Here is a 22,445-nt window from a genome sequence, read left to right on the forward strand (position 1 = left end):
GGGGCATAGACATCCACTACCTGGGGGAAAATGATGAGGCTTGAGGCATGGCACGTCCTGGTTTTACTCATCCTGCTGGTTGTAGCCGTCGTGGTTATCGTGGCAGTGACCTTGCTGGTCCGATGGGTTGTCAGGACGGCCGATCGTAGGGGCGGGTCCAACGGTTCCAAACGCAGGTGATAGAGGGTTCGGCTGAAACCCAGGGGACCTGAGAGACCGTCCGGCCCCAACCTGGGGGACCTGAGAGAGGGCTTGGCTTATGCCCAGGGGATATGCGAGAGGGTCTAGTAAGTTGGGTGGATCCGGGTGTCGAGCAGGATCCGCAGGACTTGTTCGAGCGGTTCGGTGAGTTGCTGCGCCGACGAGGAAGCCAAAGGCTGCACCTCCGTGGCCGTCCGCAGCATTACCAGCCCCAGCATCAACGCGATGGCCATCTGGGCCCGGAGAAGAAGTGGTTGCGAGTCGGGGTCACCGGGAGTCCAACCTGCCGCCGCGGCCAGTTGCTCGGTGAAGTGTTCCAGAGTCCTGCGGCGGATCGCGTCGGCATTTTCGTCACCGGATGAGCGGAGCAGGAGCAGGAGTTGCAGGGGGTCGTCCGCGTTCGGGGCCTGGACAACGTGTGCCAAGAGCCGGGCGATGACTTCGTCCACGCTTGCTGCAGATTGCCGGGTTTGGGGATCCAGCTCGTCCACCGTGCGGCTCATGCACGCTTCGAAAAGGCCCTCTTTCGAGCCGAAATATCTGTTGATGAGGGCTACATTGACTCCTGCGTCGGCTGCAATATGCCGGACTGTCGTGGCACGGTAGCCCTCGGTAGCGAAGCGCCGTCGGGCAGCGCGAACCAGCGCACGCCGCGTAATGTCCGAGTCCCGACCCGAACGGACCAGTTCGTCGTCCGCCACTGAACCTGCGCCGTCGGGAGTCTTTGCTGCTTGCTTAGCCACTCTCCCACTCTAGCCCGGCCAATCGACAAGTAAACGATTGTTGACATGAGCAACCAGTTGGATTTAGAGTCAATGTAATCAACCGTTTACATGCCGAGGAGAACCATGTCCAGCACCATTGAGCGCACCGCAAGCGCACCAACACCTGGTACGGAGGCCCACCGTAAGCGCGGTTCGGCGATCATCGCCTACCTTTCCCTCGGCGGCCTCTCCTTCGCAGTCCTGCAATCCCTCGTGGCACCCGCTTTGGGCACCATTGGGCGGGACCTTGGCGTGGCTACGAGCGATGCGAGCTGGGTGCTCACCGCTTACTTGCTCTCCGCTTCGGTGCTGACCCCGATCCTTGGCCGCCTGGGTGACATGGTGGGCAAGCGCAAAGTGTTGATAGTTGTCCTCTCACTGCTTCTGGTCGGCGCTGTACTGGCTGCCCTTGCGCCCAACCTGACAGTGCTGATCATTGGCCGCGTGCTTCAAGGCGCGGCAGGTGCAGTGATGCCACTGTCCATTGGCATTGTCCGCGACGAGCTTCCGAAGGAACGCGTGAGCGTCACCATCGGCCTCCTGTCCGCCATCTTTGGCATAGGGGCCGGAGTTGGAATCGTGGCTGCCGGCCCGATTGTTGAAGCATTGTCCTGGCACTGGCTGTTCTGGCTTCCTGCGGGCTTGGTGGTTATCGCCCTCCTGGGGGCGATCTTCGGAATGCCCGAATCTCCCGTAAAGACACCCGGCAAACTTGACCTCCTCGGGACAGGCATCCTTTCCGTAGGACTTGTCGCCGTACTTCTGGCCATCAGCGAAGGCCAAACCTGGGGTTGGGGAGACGGCAAAACCGTCAGCCTGCTCATCGGTGGCGGCATCGCTTTGATCGCCTTTGTGCTGGTGGAACTGCGGGTGGCGGAACCACTGATCGATGTTCGGCTGTTCCGCAACCGCGGCGTGTGGACCGCCCATATCGTCGCTTTGGCGTTCGGCTTTGCAATGTTCGGCACGTTCGTCCTGGTTCCCACGATCCTGCAGCTCCCAACGGTCCTGGGCTACGGGTTCGGCAAGACTGTCAGCGAGGCCGGTATTTATCTGTTGCCGACCGTCGTCGCCATGGTGATTTCCGGCGTCGTTGCAGGTGCCCTCATCCGGAAGGTGGGGCCAAAGATCCCCATGATCCTCGGCGCGGTTGCCGTCACAGTCGCCTTTATCATTCCGGCTCTGGGACATGGTGAGGAATGGCAGATCGTGGTCTCGGGCATTCTCACGGGCATAGGTATCGGCATGGCTCTGGCCGCCACCTCCAATGCGATTGTGGAGAGTGTTCCCGCAACCCAGACCGGCGAAGCCATCAGCGCCAACACAGTGTTGCGCACCATCGGCAGCAGCATCGGCACGGCCGTCATCGCCGCCCTCATCTCCTCCAACATCACCCCTCAGGGCGCACCGGCGGACGATGCTTTCACCATCGGCTTCTGGGTGTCCGCAGGTGTTGGCGTGCTGGCGCTCCTCGCAGCGCTGGTTGTACCGTCCCGGGTGAAGCGTCGCCAGAACGCCGAGGCGGCCGGTATCGACGACTTCAACGAAGCTCCCTAACCTCCATCAACGCAAAACGCCCGCTCACAGGACAATGAGCGGGCGTTTTTGCTGCGGAGAACTTGGGCCGTCCGGACTTAGATGGTGCGGACTTGGACGGCGCGAAACTTAGACTGTGCGGACAACGTCTTCGTAAGCGAACTTGGGCTTTGCTTCGCCCCATGCGTCCGGGCCGGGCTGGCCAATGTTGACCACCAGGAAGCTCTTCTGGTCGCCGGCCGGGAAGAATTCGGCGTCGATCGCGGAGAAGTCCGCACCGGTCATGGGGCCGGCCGCGAAACCGAGCGAGCGCACAGCCAGGATGAAGTATCCGGCCTGCAAATGAGCGTTGTTGTTGCCAGTAGCAGCGGCGAAAGCGGGATCGGCGTCGTACATCGCCTTGGGCGCGCCGTACTCGGGAAGGAACTTGTCCCACTGACCCTGCCAGTCGGTGTCGTAAGAGAGGATGGCGACCAGCGGAGCGGAAGCGGTCTTGGCCTGGTTGCCGCGGGAAAGTGCGTCAACCAGCTTGGCGCGGGCCTCATCGGAGCGGACATATGTCACGCGGAGCGGCTGGGAGTTGAAGGCCGTGGGGCCAAACTTGGTGAGCTCGTAGATGGCGCGGGCCTGCTCCTCGGTGACCTCACCGGCGAAGCTGTTGGCGGTACGGGCTTCGGCAAAAATGGCGTCGACTGCTGCGGCGTCAATGACTGCTTCTTCGTGGGCGATCGTCATTTCGTGAACCTTTCGCTGGGCCTGACCCTGAGCCGGCCGGGCACTTCTGCTTTCCATGGTTGCAACTTCAAGTTCCCTTGTCCTCTTCCCGTGACGGCCCGTGACGTTGAGCACACAGCGTGACTCCGCGTGTCGTTTTCTTGCGTTGCGGGGCCCGCTTTGCGCTTCATTCGGCGCGCGAGGCGCGTAGAGCGGGCCCCGCAATGGCGGTAATGTTGCACCGAATCCCAACACTCTTCTGAGGAAGGCCCCGCCATGAGCATGCTCGGCATGAAATGGAAGCTCCACGGTAACGGCAAGTCCATTCGCCCAGGCCACGTGGTTGCACCCGACGAGCGGCTCGCGTGGCCCCTGACCATCGGCATCGGCATGCAGCACGTGGTGGCCATGTTCGGTGCGACGTTCCTGGTCCCCATCATCACGGGCATGCCGCCGGCCACCACCTTGCTCTTCTCCGGCATCGGCACTCTACTGTTCCTCATAATTACCAAGGGCCGGGTGCCCAGCTACCTGGGTTCGAGCTTCGCGTTCATCGCCCCGATCATGGCGTCCCAGCAGCAGTACGGCGTCAGTGGCGCCCTGGGCGGCGTGGTGCTTGCCGGCGTCGTACTGGCGCTTATTGGTGCGGTGGTCCAGAAATTTGGCGCGGAATGGATCAACCGGCTGATGCCGCCGATCGTCACGGGCGCCATTGTGGCGCTGATCGGCCTGAACCTGGCACCGGCGGCGAAGAATAATTTCGACGCCGCACCGGTCACCGCCCTCATCACGCTGGTCACGATCATCCTGGTTTCTGTTCTGTTCCGCGGGATTCTGGGTCGCCTGAGCATCCTGGTGGGCGTCGTAGTGGGGTATCTCGTGGCGATGATGCGCGGCGAGGTGTCCTACGAAAAGATGGACGCCGCCGCATGGATTGGCCTGCCGCTGTTCCAGACCCCCGAATTCCACATAGGTGTGGTGGGGCTGTTTGTTCCGGTGGTCCTGGTGCTGGTTGCCGAGAACGTGGGGCACGTGAAGTCGGTGGCCGCGATGACAGGCCAGAACCTCGACGGCGTCTCCGGCCGCGCGCTGATGGCCGACGGCGCCGCGACGGTACTTGCCGGGTTCGGCGGCGGTTCCGGTACAACGACATACGCGGAGAACATCGGCGTCATGGCCGCCACCAAGGTCTACTCGACGGCGGCCTACTGGGTGGCCGGTATCTTCGCCATCCTGCTGAGCTTCTCCCCGAAATTCGGCGAGCTGATCGCCACCGTCCCGGCCGGTGTCCTGGGCGGCGCCGCAACGATGCTCTACGGCATGATCGGCGTGCTTGGCGTGAAGATCTGGGTGCAGAACAAGGTCAACTTCTCCAACCCGATCAACCTGACCACGGCTGCTGTTGCCCTGATTATCGGCATCGCGGACTACACATGGACCATTGGCGAGCTGAAGTTCACGGGTATTGCCCTGGGTTCCGCTGCTGCCCTGGTGATCTACCACGGCATGAAAGGGCTGGCCCGCTGGCGCGGGACCGTCGCTGAGCCGGAGACCGAGACGGCGGGGCTGCCGCCTGCGGTGAAGTCGGCGATGAACGCTGCGGCTAAGCGGGGCGGGAAGAAGGGGAAGTAGGGTTGCCCTTCAGGATTGCACGCACTGAACGTGGCACTGCGCCGTAACAGAATCGGCAGGCGCACGATGCATTGCCAGCGACGGATCTCGCGGATGCTCTGCTCCAGCTTGGGAGCCAGGATGTGGTGGTCGTCTTCGCACCAGGCTCGGTTGGTGAACCCATCGTCCTACTGAAGGATGAGCCTGAATCCTTTTGCATGACCTGGCTGACAAGTTGAACCCTGCGCCGCACACGGAGGCGTTGCCGTCGATCGTGCTGAGTGACGTCCTGGTTCAGGCGCTGGTTTCCGTGGATCACGAGCAGGCCGTGGAATCGTCGCACCAGCTCACGGCATTGCGCGAGCAGCTGGGGTACTGAGCCCGCCGATCACCATGGCCTACAGTGGACCACTCAAGGCCCTTGCGACTGTGGACGTACTGACTCCCAACGTGTCAGCAATCTCGCTGAGAGTCATCTTCTTACTCCTGAGGTTCCGCGCCGCTTCCAATTTGTGCGGGGTCATCGCCGGTGGCCGCCCACCAAGGCGCCCGCGGGCCCGGGCGGCCGCGAGCCCCACCGTGGTTCGCTCGGACAACCTGCTGCGTTCATAGTTCGCTATGGATTCGAACAACCCGAGGATCACCCGACCGTGCTGGCCTCCGGTATCCAACCAAGGTTCCGCCACTACCCGGAAAGTCACGCTCCGCTCGGCCAGCAGCGCAATGATGCCCACCAAGTCCGAGGTACTGCGTCCCAGCCTCGTCAGGTCACTCACCAGCAGCGAGTCCCCTGGCTTGAGTGCCTCTAAGCAGGCCCGCCATTGCTCCCTGAGCTCAGTTGCCCCGGTTGCACGCTCCTCATAGACATCCACGGCGCCGGCCGCTTTGAGCACTTGGACCTGATCCGCAAGGGACGGACCAAAGTTGCTTTCCCTGGCGTAACCAATAGAAATATTGAGTCTTTCCAATTTCCCAAAAAACCCCCATTTTTGAGTTGAAACCATTTGAATACCGTATTGGGTTTTGACACATGCGTATCCGTAAATATGCCCAGTAGATACACGGCGCTCACAAGTGCCCGATAATGACTTTTGGAAAGCGCATCCGCGGCTCTGCCATGACTGGAAACACAGGATCTGCCACGCCAGTATGACACAGCGAAATTAGAAACTAAAACAATTTTAAGAAAGTCCTTGATGTCTCTTGTCACATTGTCGACCAGAAGTGATACTCGAGTTACAACCGGCAAAGTGGCCGTGTAATTATCACCTAGGGAGGAGGGATGATGATGAAAAGCAACTATTCTGCTCCGCGTGTAGCGCGGGTGGGTTCGTTCCGTGAAGTGACAAACGGTGTTTGGTTCGGACGCTGGCGCGACATCTTCGGCGGTCGGGCATTCGTTAAGGTCGACATCGGCTGATAGCAGTACAGAGGTACGAGCGGGAGCCTCGTCATCATGACGAGGCTCCCGTTCTGCATCAGGCTTCCATCCGCCCAACACACGTCAGGTGCCAGGACACAATGCCACAACTCTTCTTAGCCAACAGGGGCAGTGCCACGGGATTGATCGACGAATCCACGGCATTGCCGTCCAGCGCCGATGTCATCATCCTCGATTCCAGGCTCAGTGAGCGGCAGCTGAGGGATTCTGTCATCCCCCATCATTCACGTGATAACAATGGAGCAACGCCGGGCTACGCTCGCGCCACCACCGGATCAATCTCAACAGCAGAGACGCTGTACTGGACTGACATCGGCGGAACACCGATTGCCTCGACATCCCAGGGAGCACTGCGGCGGATTGCCCACAGCAAGCTCGATGACAGCCGGGTCCGTCTGGCCCTGTGCACAAATTTGCCCGGCTTCCTGCGCCACCTTTCCTTCTGGGAAGGAATCAATACAGTGAAACCAGGTTCCACGCTCACCTACCACAATGGGCGTCCCCAGGTGCTGGATCAGGCAGTTGCGACGGACCACCCCAACCTGGATCTACCCGAAGCGGCTGAACTGCTGCTCGCTGAGCTGACACGGTCCATAGAACGCCGCATCTTGTCATACGGGACATTGAGCGCTGATGTGTCGGGCGGCATGGACTCCACCAGCTTGGCCTACGTACTGGATTCACTTCAGAAAGACAGCATTTACTACCATGCGGGTACGGACGATCCTCATAACCGGGATAGCCAGTACGCACGTCGAGCAGCATCGGAATTACACGGGGATTTCACTGAGCTAGAGTCGCTGACCGCCACAGCAGGCGCGTTCAGCGAATTCGATCAGAACATCCAAGGCCTCGATGACGGCCCGCTGGCATGGGCGGGGAATTCCAAGCACCTTAGGTTACTGCTCATTGATGCCTCCCAACGTGGGGTCAAGGCTCACCTGACGGGCGTTGGCGGCGACGAATTGTTTGATCCACTTCCCGCGACGGCCCTTGATCTCCTCACGACGTCATCGTGGAAAGCAGGTCTTCGGATAATTCGCCGGCTAGGGAAAATGCAGCGATGGTCCACGCTGGCTGTAGCCCGAGCGGTGGGGTCCAACGTCAACTTTGAAACTGAAATGCTGAGGCGCGTTGAGGCCCCAGCGGGGAACATCGTGGGGCCTGCTGAAGCTTTCTCGTGGGCGCCCGGATTCGGCATCTCCAAATTCGCCACAGCAGAAACCCGGGAAGTAGTGGCGGAAAAAGCCAAGGATGCGCTCAGACAAGGAGCCGGTCCGCACCATAAGGATCGCTTCAGGCATCAGATGACCGAGGCGGTCATGTTCCAAGGCGAAATTGTGCGTCAAGTGAATCATGCCTACGAACACCTCGGCGTTGCTTGGGAGGCGCCCTACTTGGACGATGCAGTATTCCGTCTCGTTCTGAGTCTGCCTACAGACATCCTCATTGGAACGCGCGACAACAAACCGCTCCTGGCACGGGCGACGGAGCCTGTTGCCCCCCGTTGGTTGTTCACTCGCGAAGACAAGGGTGAATACAGTTCCGACCTGTTCACCGAGTACAAGAAGCGACGACACGATCTGTCCCGCCTTTTCGACGAAAGTTACCTAGTGGACATGGGCCATATCAACGCTGACGCTGTACGCGATGCCTTAAGCATGCCGGTAGTCAGCACGGACGAACTCTTTGAAATCGAACAACTCGCCGGCGTCGAGAGATGGGTCAGGACCATTCAATGAGGAAGAACACAACCCGAACCGTCGAAGCTGGAGACGTATTCCAACCTTCACCGAAAATCACCTTCAACGTAGATGATGACGGGGTAACGGTCTTCGACGCCCGAGGCGGCACTTACTGGCGTGGAAACGCCACAGCGGCCGACGTCATGGCTGCAATCGAGCAAAATCTTCAGGTGGGTGACGTCGTTGACAAAATCTCTGAATCCTACGGAGTTGACCCCCACCGTGTGCGCCGGGACGTCCACGCTTTGATTGGTGAACTACAGCAGTCCGGAATTATCCGGAGGGTCAGCCTATGAGCCTCCCCATTAGTCGACAGCCGACCGTCGTGCCACGGCGGCTGTTCCGGTTTCGGACTCACGCGGCAGTCGGCGTCGCCTGGGTGATGACCTTGCTGCCGCCGACGCTTCTTCGGTCAGTTCTCCATGGCCTTTCGCATCCACACCGTTCCACCAACACCCGTCAAGCACGCCTCATGCGGGCGGCCGTATGTGCCGTTAGTGCCCGCTGCGCCGGCGAGGGGTGTCTGCAGCGGTCGATCGCAGCCTTCATGCTCTGTCGGATGGAAGGTCACTCTCCGGGATGGAAAACGGGATACCAACTTGAGCCCTTCGCTGCCCATGCATGGATTGAAGTGGACGGGGTGCCGATCGACGAGCCGCATCGTATCCGCAGCTACGTCCCTGTCCTCACCGTGGCTCAGCCCGGAGAAACGAGCAACAAATGAAGACCACAGCCAATACCTCTCGACGTGCCGGACTGACTGAATTGTTCCGTCACGTAGCCGTTCAACGCCGACTCGTTGTCCTCATCGTGATCCTCAGCCTTTTGGGATCTGCGCTTTCTTTGGCACAACCTTTGCTGGTCCGTGAAGTGATCGACCGAGTCAGCGCTTCCAAGCCCTTGGAACTCCTGCCATGGCTTGTTGGTGGGCTCATCCTTGTGGGGGGAGTTCTTGGTGGCATCAGGCAGTACCTAATCCAGCGCACCGCCGAGACCGCCATCAGGAGGTCTCGCCACAACCTCATCGACCACATCCTTCACCTTCCGGTTCCCACATTGGACCAGCGCCGCGTAGGCGATCTTGTGGCACGCGTGACGACGGACACCACAGTGATACGGAACATGCTGAGCCAAGGCTTTGTGGAATCCTTCGCAGGTGTTTTCACCATCATCGGCGCACTCGTGGCAATGCTCTTCCTGGACCCCGTTCTGGTGATCATTGCCTTGGGAGCCGCTCTGGTTTCGGTCGCAGCAGTCGTTTGGGTCACCTCCTACATCGAACGCGCCAGCCTCGGCGTACAAACTGCCCTGGGGAAGCTCTCGTCCTCCATGGACCGCGCCATCCGAGCGACACGAACTGTGCGTGCAGCCAACGCAAGTACACGTGAATCCCAACGCGTTAAGGAAGACGTGAACAGCGTCTGGACCATTGGACTACGCGTCGCGGCCACTACAGCATTGGTTTCCCCTATTTCCTCCATCGCCATGCAAGTGACCTTCCTCGCCGTTATAGGAGTCGGCGGGCTAAGAGTGGCATCGGGCGAATTGACGGTGGCCGACCTCGTTTCGTTCATTCTCTTCCTGTTCCTCCTCATCATGCCCCTCGGCCAACTGTTCGGCACCGTGAGTGCCATAGGGGAAGCGCTTGGAGGCGTGGCGCGTATTAACGAAATCCTGCAGCTCCCCACCGAACGGGACACACCCGTCGTGGCGGGCAACACGGTCCCCACCATCAGAGATTCCAGCCTGGTTTTCCGTGGTGTGAGCTTTGAGTACGACCATCCTTCCGAGGAGACGGAAGGGTCCAGTCAGCGGTCAACGTTGAGCGATGTCTCATTCCAGATCGGATCAAGTCAGCGAGTTGCAATCGTTGGTCCTTCCGGGGCAGGTAAGAGCACTATCCTGAACCTCATCGCCCGCTTCTACGATGCTTCCGATGGGCAAATCTTGTTCGGCGGAACCGACGTCAACCAAGTAGCCAGGTCAGCGGTCCGGGCCAACATCGCCTATGTCGAGCAGGACGCACCCGCTGTTGCCGGGACCCTCCGGGACAACCTAAACATAGGGAGTCCGGATGCCTCCGACGAGGACATGATGGCCATTCTTGAACGACTGAATCTCACATCTGTCCTTCGGAGGTCAGAACTTGGCCTCGACGCGGAGGTCGGTGAAGGAGCCGTGCTCCTCTCCGGAGGAGAACGGCAGCGAATTGCTGTGGCCCGGGCCTTGCTTGCAAACCCTTCGATGCTTCTTCTGGACGAATCGACCTCCAACCTGGACGGTGTGAGCGAGGAAAAGGTGAGGGAACTCATCGCCGACGTAACTTCGGGGTGCACCTTGGTCATCGTTGCCCACCGCCTCGCCACCGTGCAAAGCTCTGACTTGATCCTGGTGCTCGATGAAGGCAAGGTCGTGGCAAGCGGTACCCATACAGAATTGATGCAGACGTCGCCTCTTTATCGGGAACTCGCTCAGAACCAATTCCTGACAAATGAGATGGCCTATGAAGCAACGACACCCGAGCACGACGCGCAGCGCTGATCCAGAAAACGTTCGCCCCTCCGTAGTCCGGGAAACGATTATTCCGGTTCTGCTAAACGGTCTGGTCGGCCTCATTGTGGTGGCCGGGCTTTGGATCACCGTGGTTCCGCCGGAATCACCAGGACGGTTGGTCCAGCTGGCCCTGGGGGGCCTTGTTGTCCTCGGGCTCTGCCTTCGGTCCCGGTTTCCATGGCTTGCCGCTGCCTGGACCGGCGCCGTCACGGCGGCGGGGTGGGCGTTAGGAATGACTGAGGATCCTTTCCTGCTTACAGGGCTCTGTCTCTACATCGCCGCGGAAAGATTCGGGACACGCCTCTTTCCTGCATGGTTGATCGCGCTGGAAATTCTTCTGTTCGCATCCTTGCTTCTTGTCTCCGCCGAGGGCGCCGAAGCGCGCATCCGGGGAATTATCCTTGGCGCTGTCATCATCGGGGCAGCGTGGGTCTTGGGAATCCGCACCCAGCGCATGCGGTACGAAACCGAGCGCAATGCCCGCGCGCAGGAACGGCTTCGGCTCGCCCGTGATATTCACGACGTGCTGTCTCACACCCTGGGAGGGATTGGACTGCGGGCAGGTGTCGTGGCCCATGTAAAGTCGTCCACCACAGACGATCTACGATCCGCGCTGCAGGACATCGAGTCCGACGCCCGTGACGCGTTGAGGCAACTCCATGTCTTGATGCGCCGGGAACGCAGTGAAGCGGCTGACGACACTCCCCTGGGAAGCCTTCCGGAACTGGTGCAGGAGCTGTCGCAGCCGGCCATACGAGCCGGGATATCTGTTGTGATCGACGCCGACGAAGGTACCCAGGGCCTTCCGGCCGCGCAGCGAACCACCGCGTATCGGATCATTCAGGAGGCCCTGACAAACGTGATCCGTCATTCCGGAGCAAAAACCTGCCGGATCACCATCAGGACCGAAGGCGACGACCTGCGAATCAGCGTCCTCGACGACGGTCCGGGGGCAGCATTGGCTTCCAAGAACGGTCACGGGCTCACAGGAATGCGTGAACGGGCTGAGTTATTGGGCGGAACCTTCCAAGCAGGACGGGAGGCCAATGGATACGGGGTGGCTGTTTCACTGCCGGGAACTGCAGCGAGGGTGGAACACCGATGAACGAGATCAGCGTCCTCATCGCAGACGACGATGCTCACATCAGGACATCGCTGCGCCTTTTGATCGAGGATGAGCCGGACATGACGGTGACCGCCGTGGTTGTGGACGGCGCAGAGGCCGTAGAAGCCATCATGGATCATCAACCAGACGTGGCGTTGATGGATGTTCGAATGCCCCGGATGACCGGTCTTGAAGCTGCGGGGGTTCTGGCATCACGGAAGTCCCGCACCCGGCTGGTCATGCTGACCACCTTCGATATGGATGACTACGTCTATCAGGCGCTCCGCCAGGGTGCCTCCGGCTTTCTTCTCAAGAACGCACCGTTGCCTGACATTCTCAAGGCAATCCGAACCGCACATGAAGGAAACGCCCTCCTCGCCCCAGAGATCACCCGCCGCCTCATAGACCGCTTCACTCTGGGCCCGGCCGCACACGAACGCATCAGCGAACTGACACTTCGCGAACGCGAAACCTTGACCCTCATCGGACAAGGCGCCTCCAATAACGAGATAGCAGCGGCCCTGTTTCTCACGCGAACCACTGCGCGGACTTATGTGAGTCGAATTCTGACAAAACTGGGCGCCCGGGACAGGGCACAACTCGTAGTTATCGCCTACGAAAGCGGCCTGGTCGGCCCCTCGACCGTCTAATTTGGGTGACACAACTGTCTACACCTGCAGACAGACAAGCGGTGCCGGGCCGGATTGACTTGAGTCATGCCAGCATCTTCCAACGCGACCTCCGATGTGCGGACGGGATCGCGAACCACCATGATGCGCGCCGTCAGGGCCGAAACCACCAAACTTCTGACACTGCGTCTTTGCCTCAACACCATGGCAGGAACGGTGCTGCTCACGGTGCTTCTTTCCTGGATACTGACCAGCCTGATCGACGCTGCCCATAAAGCAGGGAGACCTGACGAGGCAGCCGGCCTTGAGGCTGGCACGGCCTTTTTGGTCATCCTCCACTATGGACAAATAGGGGTCATCCTTCTGGCGGCGTGGTCCATGCACCAGGAATCGGACACTGGCTCTCTTCGGAGCACCTTGATCAGCCTCCCGCAGCGCAGTGTTGTGTTGGCGGCCAAAGCGATCGTGATTGTCGTTGCCGTTTTCGTCACGGCGGTTCTGAGTGTGTTCGGGTCGGCCGGGATTCGTTGCGTGGTCATCGACTGCACCGCCGAAAGCAGCCAGATAGCAGCCACTCCACAAGCGGGATCAGGAATCCTTTGGGGCGTGGTCCTTTACTGGATCCTCATCGCTTTGTTCACCTACGCCTTGTCGGTGGTCCTGCGCAGCGGACTGGCAGCCATGGGTACGGTCTTGGCGATGGCCCTCATTGTCTCCACGTACCTGGTGAACATCACCCCCTTCGCCAAGTTCCTGCCGGATCAGGCCGGAGCCCAGCTCTACCAATTGCCGCATCCTGCGCCGGGCGACTTGGGACCTGCTACGGGCGGATTGGTCCTCGCGGTTTGGGTGGTCGCGGCTCTGATCGCTGCACTTGTTCTGTTCCGCCGCCAACCAGTTCGCCGCTAAGTGACATCGACTACCAAGGAGATCAATCAGTGATCGAGATCAAGAATTTGAGCAAGAAATACGGGCAGTCGGACGGAATCATCGACGTCTCACTGACTGCCGAGCCCGGGAAAGTTACTGCCTTTCTCGGGCCGAACGGGGCCGGCAAATCGACAACTTTCCGTCTGCTTCTAGGCCTCGATCGGGCGGACAGCGGGTCCGCTCTCATCGAGGGAAAACCCTACCGGGACCTCACCGCCCCCTCTGGACCGTAGGAGCTCAGTTCGACGGCTCGGGAGCCCACAAAGGCCGCACGGCCAAGGCCCATCTCACCTGGCTTGCGCAATCCAACGGCATTCCGCAGTCGAGGATCGGTGAAGTTCTGGAGGTCGTCGGGCTTTCGGACGCCGCCCGGAAGCGCGTGGGAGCGTACTCACTGGGTATGGGTCAGCGACTGGGGATCGCCGCGGCCCTCCTCGGCGATCCACGCATTATTGTTCTCGATGAGCCGACCAACGGCTTGGATCCCGAAGGCATTCGCTGGATCCGGGGGCTCCTGAGGACCCTTGCAGCCAACGGCAAGACGGTTCTTATTTCCAGCCATCTTATTAATGAGGTCCAGCACGTCGCTGACCACATCGTGGTCATTTCCGGTGGCCGCATTGTTCAGTCCGGAAACGTCGATGATCTGGTAGCCGGTCACCATGACCTGGAAGCCGCCTACTTCGATTGGACCGGCAGTGCGGCTAAAGGAAACGCCGTATGACTACGCTGGTGGACACTACCCGGAAGTCCAGCCTATTCCGTGCCGAACTCACCAAACTCATCACGTTGAGGTCCGTATGGATCACTGCAGCCCTGACGTGGCTCATCGTTGTTCTCATCGGGTGGTCCCAGGCGGCCCCGGTGGGAGACGCACTCCGAACCAACGACCCCGGGCTTGCACCAGGAGCGAGCCCGGAGACGGTGGGTTTTGACTGGGTTGCGCTGGGACTGATCGGAATCATTGTCATCGGCGTCATAGCCGCATCGAGTGAATACGTGTCGGGCCAACTGCGGAGCAGCCTGGTGGCCGCGCCGAACCGCGAGCGCCTGTATTGGGCGAAATGCGCTGCGTTGACAGTGTTCGTCACACTGCTGGGGCTCGTGACCATTCCGCTGTTGAGCTTGCTATCCCAGTCTGGTCTCGGCGAACTTTCCGTCATCAACGGGACCGTTCCGGCAGGCCTCCTTCTCCGCTGGGTTGGTGCCATAGCTTTCTGGGATGCCATAGCCCTCATTGGGTTCGCACTGGGCATCCTGCTCAAACAGACGCTGATACCGCTGTTTACGCTCATTGTGGTGTCGCAATTGTCGTTGATGTTGCTGCTGCTGACTCCAGCTTTTGCCTATTTACCCACTGTGGCCGGGGTCCTGCTGTTCGACCCAGGCCTGGTTACAGGTTCCTATCCGAATGCAGATCTGGGTTCTCTCACCGCCGCGATAGTAACCTTCACCTGGACAGCCGGCCTCGTGGCTTTTGCAGGGTTCAGGTTCAGCACGCGTGACGTCCGCGGCTGACTGAAGCACGACGGCGGTCCTCACCGAATGCTCGGGCGGGGACCGCCGTCGTGGTTCTCAACAGAACGTGCGGCGACGCCGTGTTCTTTCCAGTCACTGACCCGCTCCAACCACTCACCAAGGAGGGCCGCCGTTAGCTCCGGCTGGTCCAGATGCGCGTTATGCCCGGCCCGATCCAAGACGGCGGTGGTGGACTGTGCGTAGCTGCGCGCCAGCGCAGTCTGATCCTCAAACCCCACCACATGGTCCTGGCGCCCGGCGAGAATCAGCGTGGGCCCCTTAAAGCTGGCGAAGCGATTTTCCGGCTCGGTACGGAGTGCGTAACTGCTGGAAATCCGCTGGACTGCTGCCTGATCAAAGACTCGAAACCCCGGCAGAGCCGCGTCTCGGAAACGAAGCCAATTCTCGGGGGATTGGACCACGGCCATGGCCTCATAGTCGGCCGCATCCGCGGGTTCCAAGGCCGCCAAAAGGGTCGGGTCTGTTTGGAGCACTGTCTTGGCAGGCAGGGTTCGGGACCCGTTATCCGCAACCACCACTGGGCAAAGGAGTGCCAGGCCAAGAACCTGCTCCCCGAATTCTGCGACCATGTGACGGGCGATCATGCCGCCGAAGGAGTTTCCGAGGACTGCGAACTTTTCGGCACCGAAGGTCTGCCGGGCAAAGGAGACCACTGTTTCGGCCACGGCATCCGCGCTATCGATCTCAGGTCCTGCTGCGGATTGACCCATGCCCGGCAAGTCCACGTAGACCCGCCGCCACTGACCGTGAGCTTCGAACACGGGGTCGAGCCCCAGCAGTAGGCGATGATCGACACAGAATCCGTGGATGATCAGGATTGGGGTCCCCGCCCCGCAGTCAACAGAATGCACCCTCGAACGCTAACACCGGCGGCATGTGATCGCGGGTCAAACGTGACGAGTTGAGGACTCGTGAGCATCAACAGTGAGCGGTACGCAGCCACCGAGGGGCGGGTTCTCGGCAGAAAGAGCCCCCAATACCCCCGAGAACTAACCCCTCACCAACTTGAGATCTAACCCCTCGGCGAGCGGACTTACGAGGACACAGAACCACCGCGAGAGAGCGCTCTCTTGACGTACGTGACTTGCAGCACATACATTGGTCCCACATCCCAGAGAGCGCTCTCTCGCCCCAGGCGTACGGTCGCTCGAACACACAAAGGAGTGATCGTGGAGTTTTCGCGACTAAGGAAATTCACTGCCCTGGCGGGCGTAGCCTCACTGGCCCTCGTGGCAGCAGGCTGCAGCGGCGGAGGCGATAAGGCGGCGAGCGCCGACAACCCCGTCACACTGACCGTGACCACGTTCGGCACTTTTGGATACGACGACCTGTATGCCGAATACGAGAAGCAGAACCCCGGCGTCACCATTGAGGCCACCAACATTGACCGTGGTTCCAACGCCCGGACCGATGCGTTCACCAAACTGGCCGCCGGCTCCGGACTCAGCGACGTCACGGCCATCGAGGAAGGCTGGCTCGGCTCCATCATGGAGGTCTCGGACCAGTTCGTTGACCTCAAGGAGTACGGCGCCGAGGACATCAAGGACAACTGGGTGGACTGGAAGTTCAAGCAGGGCACCGACCCCAACGGCCGCGTTATCGGCTATGGCACGGACATTGGCCCGCAGGCCCTGTGCTTCAACGGCAAGCTCTTCGAAGCAGCCGGACTCCCGAGCGACCGCGAGAAGGTCGCGGAGCTTTTCGGCGGCAAGGACGCGAGCTGGGATACGTACTTCAAGCTGGGCCGCCAGTACAAAGAGGCAACCGGCAAGGCCTGGTATGACCAGTCCGGCTTCGTGTGGAACTCCATGGTCAACCAGATGGACGAGGGTTACTACACCAAGGACGGCAAGCTGAACGTTGAGGGCAACAAGGAAATGCGGGCAAAGTTCGACATGCTCGCTGCCGGCACTGCCGATGGCCTGTCCTCCAACCAGACCCAGTTCGACTGGGGCAACGGCAAGGCATTCGTTGACGGTTCCTTCGCAACCCACGTATGCCCGGCCTGGATGCTCGGCACCATCAAGGGCCAGCTCGAGTCGGCGGGCGGCGGCGCAGCCAGCGGCTGGGATGTAGCCGACGTCTTCCCCGGCGGTGCCTCCAACTGGGGCGGTGCTTTCCTCTCCGTTCCCAAGAGCTCCAAGCACCCCGCTGAAGCAGCCAAGCTGGCAGCATGGCTGACCGCACCCGAGCAGCAGATCAAGCAGTCCGCTGCGGCGAACAACTTCCCCAGCACGCTGGAAGCACAGGCAAAGATCGTTGAAGCAGCAAAGCCGAACGAGCTGTTCAACAACGCTCCCTACGGCGCCATCTTTGAGTCCCGCGCCGAGGGTGTCATCGCCCAGTTCAAGGGTCCGGATGACTCTGTAATCCAGGAAAACGTCTTTGGTCCGGCCCTTAAGATGCTCGATTCGGGCAAGGGCAACGCCGATCAAGCCTGGAATGAAGCCGTCAAGCTCCTCAACGACCTCGTGGTCAACAACTAGCAGCACCCGGCCGTGGGGCCTCCGGGAAACCGGAGGCCCCCTCACAGAGTCTGAGACCCGACCATGACCACCACATTGAACCGCCCGGCCGCCGGTAGAACGGCCGCCACCAAACCGAAACCGACCTTCCGCCAACGCCTCAACGTGTTCGACATGAAGGCGTCCCCCTACCTATATATCGCCCCGTTCTTCATCTTGTTCGCCTTGGTGGGCCTCTTTCCCCTGGGCTACACGTTCTTCGTCTCCCTCTTCGACTGGCACCTGCTCAAAGGCCAGGGAGAATTCGTTGGATTCCAAAACTTCGCGGAAGTACTGCAGGACCGTTTCTTCTGGAATTCCCTGTTCAACACGGTCAGCATCTTCCTGATCTCCACCATCCCGCAGCTGATCATGGCCACCATCATCGCTGCCGTCCTGGACCAGAACCTCCGGGCCAAGACCTTCTGGCGCATGAGCATCCTGCTCCCCTACGTTGTGACTCCCGTGGCTGTCGCCATGATCTTCACCAACATGTTCGGCGAGCAGTACGGGCTCATCAACAACATCCTGTCCAGCTTCGGCATCGATCCCATCATGTGGAAGAACGACACCCTCCCGAGCCACATCGCCATTGCCACCATGGTGAACTGGCGCTGGACCGGCTACAACGCGCTGATCCTCCTGGCCGCCATGCAGTCAGTACCGCGCGATATCTACGAGTCCGCTGCAATCGACGGCGCCGGCTCCATGCGCCGCTTCTTCAGCATCACGCTGCCGAGCATCCGGCCCACAATGGTGTTCGTTATTGTCACGGCGACCATCGGCGGACTGCAGATCTTCACGGAGCCCAGGCTGTTCGATCCCGTTGCGGCCGGCGGAACGGCCCGACAGTTCCAGACCACCGTGCTGTACCTGTGGGAGATGGCGTTCCAGCGCCAGAACTTCGGCAAGGCCTCAACCATCGCCTGGCTCCTGTTCCTGATCATCCTGCTCTTCGGCATCGTGAACTGGCTGATCTCCCGCCGCATCGCCACCAACGGCGACGATCGCGGAGCAGCCGGCCGCCGCCGTCGTCTGCGTTCTTCCGCTGCGAAAACAAAAGCGGACGACGCCGGCCTCGCCGCCCAGGCGGTCACCGCACCGGCAGCGGCACCAGACTCGACCCCGAGGAGCGGGAAATGACCCTCACGCAAAACCGGCCGGCAGCACCGGCTGCCCAGCAGAGTTCCCGGGCCCTGGCCACGCGGAAAGCCCTCTTCGGCAACGGCCGGCGCCCCGGCTTCCTCACTTACGGGCTCCTGATTGCGTTCTTCCTGGCCTCGGCCTACCCGCTGTGGTGGTCCGTGATCATCGGCAGCCGCTCCAACGAAGCCCTCGGTGAGACCTGGCCGCCGCTTCTCCCCGGGGGCAACTTCTGGACCAACGTGGGTGAAGTCTTCGACACCGTCCCGTTCTGGCTGGCACTGGGCAACAGCGTGCTGATCTCCGGCATCATCACCATCTCCGTGGTGGGGTTCTCCACCCTTGCCGGATACGCGTTCGCCAAGCTGCGCTTCCGCGGCCGGAACTGGCTGATGGTGGCAGTGATCGCCACCATGGCCATCCCGACGCAGCTGGGCATCATCCCGTTGTTCATGCTGATGCGCACGCTGGGCTGGACAGGTGAGATCGGCGCCGTCGTGATCCCTACTCTGGTGACAGCGTTCGGCGTCTTCTTCATGCGGCAGTATCTGGTGGACGTGATCCCGGACGAGCTGATCGAATCGGCACGCATGGACGGCGCGTCCATGATCTCCACGTTCTGGCATGTGGCACTTCCCGCGGCGCGTCCGGCCATGGCAATCCTGGGCCTGTTCACGTTCATGACGGCGTGGACCGATTTCCTCTGGCCCCTGTTGGTGCTCGACGCCGGCAACCCCACTTTGCAGACGGCGCTCAGCCAACTGCAGTCGGCCCGTTACGTGGACTACTCGATCGTCCTGGCCGGCGCCGTCATGGCAACACTTCCGCTACTGGCCCTCTTCGTCCTGGCGGGACGTCAACTCATATCCGGAATCATGCAAGGAGCAGTGAAGGGCTAATGCCATTCGAAGCAACAAACCACCCCGCGACCCCTCCCTTTAACAGGGTGTGGCCCGAGGGCTTCCTCTGGGGCTCGGCTACCGCCGCAGCCCAGGTGGAAGGTGCCAGCCATGAAGGCGGCAAGGAAGATTCCGTCTGGGACGCTTTCGCCCGCGTTCCTGGCGCCATTGCCAACGGCGAGACGTTGAAGGACGCGGTGCAGCACTACCACCGCATGCCCCAGGACGTCAGGATCATGAAGGACCTGGGCCTGGATTCCTACCGGTTCTCCACCAGCTGGTCCCGCGTCCGGCCCGGCGGCCGCACTGCGAACGCCGAGGGCTTGGACTTCTACTCACGCTTGGTGGATGAACTGCTCGACGCCGGCATCCTCCCTTGGTTGACCCTCTACCACTGGGACCTGCCGCAGGCGCTGGAGGAGAAGGGCGGCTGGGCCAACCGGGACACCGCCTACCGCTTCGTCGACTACGCGAACGATGTCTATTCGGCCCTCGGTGACCGTGTGCAGCACTGGACCACGTTCAACGAACCGTTCTGCTCATCCCTGCTTGGCTATGCGGCGGGCGTGCACGCACCCGGCCGCCAGGAACCGGAAGCAGCCGTCGCGGCCATCCATCACCAGCACCTCGCCCACGGTCTGGTAGTCAATGAGCTGCGGGGCCGGGGCGCCCAGCAGTTGGGAATCACGCTCAACCTCAGCAACTCCATTCCGCGGGATCCTTCCGACCCCGTGGACCTCGATGCCGCACGCCGGTTTGATTCGCTGCAGAACCGGATCTTCCTGGATCCGATCCTCCGCGGCGCTTACCCGGAGGACACCCTCAATGACCTTGAGCAGTTCGGCATCCGGGATGTCATCAAGCCCGGCGACCTGGACATCATCGGTGCACCCATCGATTTCCTGGGCGTCAACCACTACCACGATGACCTCATCAGCGGACACCCCACTGCTGAACACGGCGACGGCCACTCGGGCGGCGCAACCCGTCCGACGTCGTCGTGCTGGATCGGTTCGGAAGACATTTCCTTCCCGAGTCGCGGCCTGCCGCGTACTGCCATGAACTGGGAGGTCAACCCGGACGGACTGCGGAAGCTCCTGGTACGCCTGGGTGAGGAATACCCTGCGCTGCCGCCGCTGTACATCACCGAAAACGGCGCTGCCTACGACGACGTCGTCAGTCCCGACGGCGCGGTCCACGACGCCGAGCGGACCCAGTTCGTCCTGGACCACATCACGGCAGTAGGGGAAGCACTGGACCAAGGCGCCGATGTGCGCGGCTACTTTGTGTGGTCCCTCCTGGACAACTTTGAGTGGTCCTGGGGCTACGGCAAACGATTCGGGGTGGTCCGCGTGGATTACGATACTTTCGAGCGCACGGTCAAGGACAGCGGACTGGCCTACTCCCGGGTCATCGCAGCGGCCAAAGCATCATCCGCTGTCACCGCGAACGCCTAAAGTAGCCTTCAGAGGCATATTTTTCTTTACGTTCCGGAGATGACCATGACGCAGGACACCAGCGGCCCCCGGCCGGTACCCACCCTTGAGATGGTGGCTGCCTTGGCCGGGGTGTCGCGGGCCACGGTGTCCCGGGTGGTCAATGACAGCCCGAGTGTTGACCCTGAAATGGCGCAGTCGGTGAGGAAAGCCATCCTCGCACTCGACTACACGCCAAACCGTGCAGCCCGCTCCTTGGCCAAACGGCGGGCGAATGCGGTCACCCTGATCGTTCCGGAGTCAACGTCCAAGGTCTTCGCGGATCCGTTCTTCGCCTCCGTGGTCCAAGGCATCGCCCTGTATCTCACCGATACCGAGTACACGCTGAACATGGTGATTTCCTCGGAGTCGAAGCCGGAAAAAACCCGCAGCTTCCTGCTCGGCGGCAACGTGGACGGCGTCCTGGTGGTCTCGCACCACAGTGGCGACAACTCCTGGACGCACCTGTCAGGATCCCTTCCCATGGTGTTCGCAGGACGCCCCTTGGTGGGCGGCAAGGAAAGCTACTACGTGGACGTGGCCAACGAACAAGCTGCCTACGAAGTCACCAAGTTATTGACCCAGAGCGGCCGAAGGAACGTGGCAACCATTGCCGGCCCGCAGGATATGCCCCCTGGCTTGGACCGCCTGGCCGGATGGAGGACTGCAATGAGGGAGGCGGGTCTTGGGGAGGGCTTGATGGAGGAAGGCGACTTCACCTTGGCCTCCGGCGCAAAAGCCATGCACCGTTTACTGGATCGCGGTGTTCCCCTTGATGCCGTATTCGCTGCTAATGACCAGATGGCTGCAGGCGCCTACACCGCAATCCAAGGGCGGGGTCTTCGCATCCCGGAGGACATCGCCGTCGTGGGTTTTGATGACGATTCCTTTGCCACCTCGGTGACCCCCGCCCTTACTACTGTCCATCACCCGATTGTTGAACTCGGCAAGAAGATGGCCGAGACCCTGGTGAACCTGATCGAAGGTAAACCGGCAGAACGCGTCACCAGGATGCCTACCTCGATCGTGATCCGCGATTCCGTTTAACCCCATGCCTTGAAAGGCCGTCCATGCTTCCTGCTCCTGTCAGCACCGTCGCGCCTTCGGTCGCAACCGGCCGTCCGATCCGTTGGGGAGTAGTGGCCACTGGCTCCATTGCCCAACGCGTGGTGGAAGACCTTGCGCTCCTTGACGACGCCGTCCTCCAGGCTGTCAGTTCGCGCTCGGAGGCCTCTGCCCAGGCCTTTGCGGCGAAGTTCGGATTCGCCACGGCCTATTCGGATATAGGAACGACGCCCGGCTACCAGCGGCTGCTGGCCGACCCCGCCGTCGACGTCGTCTACGTCGCCACGCCGCACGCGCAGCATCACGCCGTCGCGCTGGCCGCCCTAACTGCGGGCAAGCACGTCCTCTGCGAGAAGCCCATCGCCATGGATGCCTCGCAGGCGCGGGAGTTGGCTGAACTGGCCCGCGATAAGGGGCTTTTCCTGATGGAAGCCGTGTGGACCCGGTTCCTGCCCAGCTTCTGCCGCGCCGTCCAGATCCTGCGGTCAGGGGAGATCGGGGAGCCGCGCTGGCTCCAGGCTGACCTCGGTTTCGTGCCCGCCTACGATCCCGCTGCGCGGATCTGGGACCCGGCCGCCGGGGGTGGGGCGT

Annotated in this window: 23 protein-coding genes and 1 pseudogene; 20 read left to right on the forward strand and 4 right to left on the reverse strand. The window is 61.1% G+C overall.

Annotated elements, in window-relative coordinates; all coding sequences use genetic code 11:
* Nucleotides 1-284 precede the first annotated feature (284 nt).
* Nucleotides 285-944, reverse strand: a complete 660-nt coding sequence (locus tag BLQ01_RS04900) for a TetR/AcrR family transcriptional regulator (RefSeq protein ID WP_217638347.1) — start codon at nt 942-944, stop codon at nt 285-287.
* A gap of 105 nt (nt 945-1,049) precedes the next feature.
* On the opposite strand from BLQ01_RS04900, the gene BLQ01_RS04905 reads away from it, so the two are divergent.
* A complete protein-coding gene (locus BLQ01_RS04905; RefSeq protein WP_091550432.1) occupies nt 1,050-2,522 on the forward strand; it encodes an MFS transporter in 1,473 nt (490 codons plus the stop codon).
* A 108-nt stretch (nt 2,523-2,630) separates the two neighbouring features.
* On the opposite strand, the gene BLQ01_RS04910 is transcribed toward BLQ01_RS04905, so the two are convergent.
* Nucleotides 2,631-3,236: a malonic semialdehyde reductase gene (locus BLQ01_RS04910; RefSeq protein ID WP_026540915.1), complete on the reverse strand. Its 606-nt coding sequence runs from the start codon at nt 3,234-3,236 to the stop codon at nt 2,631-2,633.
* Nucleotides 3,237-3,491: 255 nt separating this feature from the next.
* Between BLQ01_RS04910 and BLQ01_RS04915 the strand changes: the two genes are divergently transcribed.
* Both BLQ01_RS04915 and BLQ01_RS22290 read left to right on the forward strand, forming a co-directional pair.
* Nucleotides 3,492-4,847, forward strand: a complete 1,356-nt coding sequence (locus BLQ01_RS04915; RefSeq protein WP_026547191.1) for a uracil-xanthine permease family protein — start codon at nt 3,492-3,494, stop codon at nt 4,845-4,847.
* 193 nt (nt 4,848-5,040) lie between these two features.
* Nucleotides 5,041-5,205, forward strand: coding sequence for a hypothetical protein (locus tag BLQ01_RS22290; RefSeq protein ID WP_155854590.1), 165 nt, complete (start codon nt 5,041-5,043; stop codon nt 5,203-5,205).
* A 19-nt stretch (nt 5,206-5,224) separates the two neighbouring features.
* Here the strand turns inward: BLQ01_RS22290 and BLQ01_RS04920 are convergent, their stop codons facing one another.
* Nucleotides 5,225-5,830, reverse strand: coding sequence for a recombinase family protein (locus tag BLQ01_RS04920; RefSeq protein ID WP_309803845.1), 606 nt, complete (start codon nt 5,828-5,830; stop codon nt 5,225-5,227).
* A gap of 284 nt (nt 5,831-6,114) precedes the next feature.
* On the opposite strand from BLQ01_RS04920, the gene BLQ01_RS22060 reads away from it, so the two are divergent.
* From BLQ01_RS22060 to BLQ01_RS04965, 11 genes are all read left to right on the forward strand, one after another.
* Nucleotides 6,115-6,246 (forward strand): lasso RiPP family leader peptide-containing protein, encoded by a 132-nt coding sequence (locus BLQ01_RS22060; RefSeq protein ID WP_235036171.1) that lies wholly within the window; start codon nt 6,115-6,117, stop codon nt 6,244-6,246.
* 101 nt (nt 6,247-6,347) lie between these two features.
* A complete protein-coding gene (locus BLQ01_RS04925) occupies nt 6,348-8,009 on the forward strand; it encodes an asparagine synthase-related protein (protein ID WP_026540918.1) in 1,662 nt (553 codons plus the stop codon).
* On the forward strand, nt 8,006-8,308 hold the full coding sequence (locus tag BLQ01_RS04930; RefSeq protein WP_026540919.1) for a PqqD family protein: 303 nt from the start codon (nt 8,006-8,008) through the stop codon (nt 8,306-8,308). Before BLQ01_RS04925 ends, BLQ01_RS04930 begins: the two co-directional genes overlap by 4 nt.
* Nucleotides 8,305-8,736 carry a lasso peptide biosynthesis B2 protein gene (locus tag BLQ01_RS22845; protein WP_081733309.1) on the forward strand — a complete coding sequence of 144 codons (432 nt, stop codon included), beginning with the start codon at nt 8,305-8,307 and terminating at the stop codon, nt 8,734-8,736. Before BLQ01_RS04930 ends, BLQ01_RS22845 begins: the two co-directional genes overlap by 4 nt.
* Nucleotides 8,733-10,553 carry an ABC transporter ATP-binding protein gene (locus BLQ01_RS04940; protein WP_091550434.1) on the forward strand — a complete coding sequence of 607 codons (1,821 nt, stop codon included), beginning with the start codon at nt 8,733-8,735 and terminating at the stop codon, nt 10,551-10,553. Before BLQ01_RS22845 ends, BLQ01_RS04940 begins: the two co-directional genes overlap by 4 nt.
* 244 nt (nt 10,554-10,797) lie before the next feature.
* Entirely contained in the window at nt 10,798-11,670 is an 873-nt protein-coding gene (locus tag BLQ01_RS04945; RefSeq protein WP_175493356.1) for a sensor histidine kinase, read from the forward strand.
* Entirely contained in the window at nt 11,667-12,320 is a 654-nt protein-coding gene (locus tag BLQ01_RS04950; protein WP_091550437.1) for a response regulator transcription factor, read from the forward strand. Before BLQ01_RS04945 ends, BLQ01_RS04950 begins: the two co-directional genes overlap by 4 nt.
* 66 nt (nt 12,321-12,386) lie before the next feature.
* Nucleotides 12,387-13,208, forward strand: a complete 822-nt coding sequence (locus BLQ01_RS04955) for a hypothetical protein (RefSeq protein WP_091550439.1) — start codon at nt 12,387-12,389, stop codon at nt 13,206-13,208.
* 29 nt (nt 13,209-13,237) lie between these two features.
* A complete protein-coding gene (locus BLQ01_RS22600; protein WP_254779233.1) occupies nt 13,238-13,462 on the forward strand; it encodes an ATP-binding cassette domain-containing protein in 225 nt (74 codons plus the stop codon).
* 107 nt (nt 13,463-13,569) lie between these two features.
* Nucleotides 13,570-13,953 carry an AAA family ATPase gene (locus BLQ01_RS22605; RefSeq protein ID WP_368086111.1) on the forward strand — a complete coding sequence of 128 codons (384 nt, stop codon included), beginning with the start codon at nt 13,570-13,572 and terminating at the stop codon, nt 13,951-13,953.
* Nucleotides 13,950-14,747, forward strand: a complete 798-nt coding sequence (locus BLQ01_RS04965; RefSeq protein WP_051420847.1) for an ABC transporter permease — start codon at nt 13,950-13,952, stop codon at nt 14,745-14,747. Before BLQ01_RS22605 ends, BLQ01_RS04965 begins: the two co-directional genes overlap by 4 nt.
* Nucleotides 14,748-14,767: 20 nt before the next feature.
* On the opposite strand, the gene BLQ01_RS04970 is transcribed toward BLQ01_RS04965, so the two are convergent.
* A complete protein-coding gene (locus tag BLQ01_RS04970; protein ID WP_091550440.1) occupies nt 14,768-15,619 on the reverse strand; it encodes an alpha/beta fold hydrolase in 852 nt (283 codons plus the stop codon).
* Nucleotides 15,620-15,937: 318 nt separating this feature from the next.
* Here BLQ01_RS04970 and BLQ01_RS04975 point away from each other — a divergent pair, with 318 nt between their 5' ends.
* The 6 genes and pseudogenes from BLQ01_RS04975 to BLQ01_RS22850 form a co-directional block, all read left to right on the forward strand.
* Nucleotides 15,938-17,254, forward strand: coding sequence for an ABC transporter substrate-binding protein (locus BLQ01_RS04975; protein WP_091550442.1), 1,317 nt, complete (start codon nt 15,938-15,940; stop codon nt 17,252-17,254).
* A 63-nt stretch (nt 17,255-17,317) separates the two neighbouring features.
* Nucleotides 17,318-18,415, forward strand: a complete 1,098-nt coding sequence (locus BLQ01_RS04980; protein WP_091550443.1) for a carbohydrate ABC transporter permease — start codon at nt 17,318-17,320, stop codon at nt 18,413-18,415.
* Nucleotides 18,412-19,314, forward strand: coding sequence for a carbohydrate ABC transporter permease (locus BLQ01_RS04985; protein WP_026547196.1), 903 nt, complete (start codon nt 18,412-18,414; stop codon nt 19,312-19,314). Before BLQ01_RS04980 ends, BLQ01_RS04985 begins: the two co-directional genes overlap by 4 nt.
* Nucleotides 19,314-20,771, forward strand: a complete 1,458-nt coding sequence (locus tag BLQ01_RS04990) for a GH1 family beta-glucosidase (RefSeq protein WP_091550445.1) — start codon at nt 19,314-19,316, stop codon at nt 20,769-20,771. The genes BLQ01_RS04985 and BLQ01_RS04990 overlap by 1 nt, the downstream gene beginning before the upstream one ends.
* Nucleotides 20,772-20,816: 45 nt before the next feature.
* Nucleotides 20,817-21,836: a LacI family DNA-binding transcriptional regulator gene (locus BLQ01_RS04995; RefSeq protein ID WP_091550447.1), complete on the forward strand. Its 1,020-nt coding sequence runs from the start codon at nt 20,817-20,819 to the stop codon at nt 21,834-21,836.
* 23 nt (nt 21,837-21,859) lie between these two features.
* Nucleotides 21,860-22,270: pseudogene (locus BLQ01_RS22850) on the forward strand (Gfo/Idh/MocA family protein); the annotation flags it as partial.
* Between the last annotated feature and the right edge of the window lie 175 nt (nt 22,271-22,445).

Origin of the sequence: Arthrobacter sp. UNCCL28, from assembly GCF_900102805.1 — a bacterium.
Taxonomy (GTDB): domain Bacteria; phylum Actinomycetota; class Actinomycetes; order Actinomycetales; family Micrococcaceae; genus Arthrobacter; species Arthrobacter nicotinovorans_A.

Coding starts and splice junctions, on each gene's coding strand:
- BLQ01_RS04905 (WP_091550432.1), top strand. CDS start 1,050: ATGTCCAGCACCATTGAGCGCACCGCAAGCGCACCAACACCTGGTACG.
- BLQ01_RS04910 (WP_026540915.1), bottom strand. CDS start 3,236: ATGACGATCGCCCACGAAGAAGCAGTCATTGACGCCGCAGCAGTCGAC.
- BLQ01_RS04915 (WP_026547191.1), top strand. CDS start 3,492: ATGAGCATGCTCGGCATGAAATGGAAGCTCCACGGTAACGGCAAGTCC.
- BLQ01_RS04920 (WP_309803845.1), bottom strand. CDS start 5,830: ATGGTTTCAACTCAAAAATGGGGGTTTTTTGGGAAATTGGAAAGACTC.
- BLQ01_RS22060 (WP_235036171.1), top strand. CDS start 6,115: ATGAAAAGCAACTATTCTGCTCCGCGTGTAGCGCGGGTGGGTTCGTTC.
- BLQ01_RS04925 (WP_026540918.1), top strand. CDS start 6,348: ATGCCACAACTCTTCTTAGCCAACAGGGGCAGTGCCACGGGATTGATC.
- BLQ01_RS04930 (WP_026540919.1), top strand. CDS start 8,006: ATGAGGAAGAACACAACCCGAACCGTCGAAGCTGGAGACGTATTCCAA.
- BLQ01_RS22845 (WP_081733309.1), top strand. CDS start 8,305: ATGAGCCTCCCCATTAGTCGACAGCCGACCGTCGTGCCACGGCGGCTG.
- BLQ01_RS04940 (WP_091550434.1), top strand. CDS start 8,733: ATGAAGACCACAGCCAATACCTCTCGACGTGCCGGACTGACTGAATTG.
- BLQ01_RS04945 (WP_175493356.1), top strand. CDS start 10,798: ATGACTGAGGATCCTTTCCTGCTTACAGGGCTCTGTCTCTACATCGCC.
- BLQ01_RS04950 (WP_091550437.1), top strand. CDS start 11,667: ATGAACGAGATCAGCGTCCTCATCGCAGACGACGATGCTCACATCAGG.
- BLQ01_RS04955 (WP_091550439.1), top strand. CDS start 12,387: ATGCCAGCATCTTCCAACGCGACCTCCGATGTGCGGACGGGATCGCGA.
- BLQ01_RS04965 (WP_051420847.1), top strand. CDS start 13,950: ATGACTACGCTGGTGGACACTACCCGGAAGTCCAGCCTATTCCGTGCC.
- BLQ01_RS04980 (WP_091550443.1), top strand. CDS start 17,318: ATGACCACCACATTGAACCGCCCGGCCGCCGGTAGAACGGCCGCCACC.
- BLQ01_RS04985 (WP_026547196.1), top strand. CDS start 18,412: ATGACCCTCACGCAAAACCGGCCGGCAGCACCGGCTGCCCAGCAGAGT.
- BLQ01_RS04990 (WP_091550445.1), top strand. CDS start 19,314: ATGCCATTCGAAGCAACAAACCACCCCGCGACCCCTCCCTTTAACAGG.
- BLQ01_RS04995 (WP_091550447.1), top strand. CDS start 20,817: ATGACGCAGGACACCAGCGGCCCCCGGCCGGTACCCACCCTTGAGATG.